This is a genomic window from Dietzia timorensis (assembly GCF_020742175.1).
Classification (GTDB): domain Bacteria; phylum Actinomycetota; class Actinomycetes; order Mycobacteriales; family Mycobacteriaceae; genus Dietzia; species Dietzia timorensis_A.
Genome location: NZ_DYXM01000044.1, coordinates 1 through 2,711 on the forward strand (window position 1 = coordinate 1; position 2,711 = coordinate 2,711).

Annotated in this window: 2 protein-coding genes; one reads left to right on the forward strand and one right to left on the reverse strand. The window is 62.3% G+C overall.

The genetic code is table 11. The features are described 5' to 3' along the window. Positions 1–105: 105 nt before the first annotated feature. Complete coding sequence (gltX, locus tag K8V11_RS02190; protein WP_303910578.1) at positions 106–1,608, reverse strand: glutamate--tRNA ligase; 1,503 nt, start codon at positions 1,606–1,608, stop codon at positions 106–108. Positions 1,609–1,797: 189 nt separating this feature from the next. On the opposite strand from gltX, the gene K8V11_RS02195 reads away from it, so the two are divergent. Beyond that, entirely contained in the window at positions 1,798–2,607 is an 810-nt protein-coding gene (locus tag K8V11_RS02195) for a siderophore-interacting protein (protein ID WP_303910579.1), read from the forward strand. Positions 2,608–2,711: the final 104 nt, after the last annotated feature.

A 2,711-nucleotide genomic window follows, 5' to 3' on the forward strand; every position in this document is an offset into this window, starting at 1 on the left:
CTCTCGGGAGCGGCGGTTCAAGGTGCGTTGAACACAATACCAACACGCCCCCTCTAGTTTGCAAACCGGCTGGTCGGCGCGGCGAGAGGGCGTGCGGCCTTGGCGCTACTCCCCCTCGGGAGCGGCTACTGGAGCACTGCGAAGACGTTCGAGCGTGAGGTCACGCCCGAGCAGCTCAAGAGACTCGAACAGCGGCGGTGATACGTGCGAGCCCGTGACGGCGACGCGGACCGGACCGAAGGCCTTCCGCGGCTTGAGCTCGAACTCATCAATCAGTGCACTCTTGAGCGCCGCCTCGATGGATTCGGTGTTCCACTCTTCCACCGCTTCCAATGCCGCGATGGACGCGTCGATGACATCCCGCGTATCGGCCTTGAGGTTCTTTCGCGCGGCAGCTTCGTCGACCTCGAAACGATCCTGCGGCACGTAGAGGAAGCGGATGAGGTTCCACGCGTCGGAAAGCACAACAATGCGTGTCTGCAGCATCTCCGCGACCAGCGCCCACTCCTGCGGGTCGAGCGACTCCGGAAGCGCGGCGCCGCCGGTATCCGGATGCTCCCGGAGGTGAGTCTCGAGTCGAGCGGCAAAATCGGAAGGTTCGAGCAACCGGATGTGGTCGGCATTGATGGAGTCCGCCTTCTTCTGGTCGAACTTCGCCGGGTTCGAATTGACGTCGCGCACGTCGAAGGCGGCAACCATATCCTCGAGTGAGAACACGTCCTGATCCTCGGACAGCCCCCAGCCGAGCAGCGCCAGGTAGTTGAGCAGCCCCTCGGGAATCATTCCTCGATCGCGGTGGAGGAACAGATCCGATTCGGGATCCCGCTTCGACAGCTTCTTCTTCCCCTCACCCATCACGAACGGAAGATGCCCGAACTCGGGTACGCGCTCGGCTACCCCGATACGCGTCAAAGCCTCGTAGAGCGCGATCTGGCGCGGCGTGGACGACAACAGGTCCTCTCCGCGCAGCACATGCGTGATTCCCATCAGGGCATCGTCGACGGGATTGACCAGTGTGTAGAGAGGAATACCGTTCGAGCGAGTCAGCGCGAAGTCGGGAACAGATCCGGCCTTGAATTCCATCTGTCCGCGCACGAGATCGTCCCAAGCCAGGGCATGGTCCGGCATCCGCAGTCGAATCACGGGAGAACGCCCCTCATCGCGATACGCCTGCTTCTGCTCCTCGGTGAGGTCGCGGTCGTAGCCGTCGTAACCGAGTTTGGGGTCGCGTCCGGCGGCCTTGTGCCGCTCCTCCACCTCTTCAGGCGTAGAGAACGCTTCGTAGGCCTCTCCGGCCTCGACCAATTTGCGCACGACGTCGAGGTGGAGATCGCGGCGCTCGGACTGCCTGTACGGGCCGTGTGGTCCACCCACCTCCGGCCCCTCGTCCCAGTCCAACCCCAGCCATCGAAGGGCGTCGAGGATCGCGCCATAGGATTCCTCCGAGTCCCTACTCGCGTCCGTGTCCTCGATACGGAACACGAAGGTGCCACCCGTGTGGCGTGCGTACGCCCAATTGAACAGCGCTGTACGAATCAGTCCCACGTGCGGCGTTCCCGTCGGCGACGGGCAGAACCGGACGCGGACTTGGCTATTTTCTGTCGTCATACATTCAGGTTAATGCCCAAGCCTTATATGACGCCGGAGCGCCTCGTCCGCTCGTCGGAAGCCGACAACCTGTAGCGAATGTCACACACTCCGCGACCGGTATTGCCCGAACGGGCTTGATTCTCATGCGTCCCGTTGGGCTAGGGTGCAAGTTAGGTAAACCTACACTATTGGAGTTTGTGAATTTAGATGCTCAGTACCCTGACGCTGCTTTCTCGCGAGTACGTCTCGCCAAACATGGTGAGGCTGAATTTCCAGGCGGACTCACCGGTCTTCGCCGACGCGGCAAGCACCGACAGCTACATCAAGCTCGTATTCCCCGCAGACGACACGCTGTTCCCCGAAGACACCAATCTTCGCGAGCTCCGCGCCTCGCTCCCCGACTCGGAACAGCCCCGCGTTCGCACGTACACCATTCGCAAGGTCGATAAGTCGCACAACATCGTGTCGGTCGACTTCGTCACGCACGACGGCGAATCGCTCGCCGCGAACTGGGCCGTGTCCGCAGAGGAAGGCGATCGAATTCAGGTAGCCGGCCCCGGCGGCGTATACGTTCCCGACGCAGAAGCGCACAACCTCTTCGTTGTCGACGATGCCGGGCTTCCGGCCGCGTTGGCCGGAATCGAGGCGATCCCCGAAGGAGGACGAGCCACGCTCTTCGCCGAAGTCGAATCGCCCGAGCACACCCAGCCAGTCGAAAGCCGCGGGCAGGTCGAGGTCGTGTGGAGCTACCGCAATGGTTCCGAGACCAGCGACCTGGTCGACAACGTCCTCGCTTGGGAATGGCCGGACATCCGCGTGCGCGTATTCGCTCACGGCGAACGCACAACGATGATGCAGGATCTGCGACCCCACTTCCGTTCCCACGGCGTCGGAGGAAAGGACCTGTCAGTCTCGGGCTATTGGCGGCGTGGATTCGACGAGGACGCGTTCCAGGTCGGCAAGAGAACCGACCCGCTCGTGGCCGCCGCCAACGCGGAAGTAGCTCAGGAAAAGTAAGCCAACAACATAGACTGCTGGTAGCCCCGCGGCGGATACGTCGCTGATGCCGCAGGAGACACCAAAGGAAATTGGTACCGATATGCCCGAAGAGTTTCCCGCCG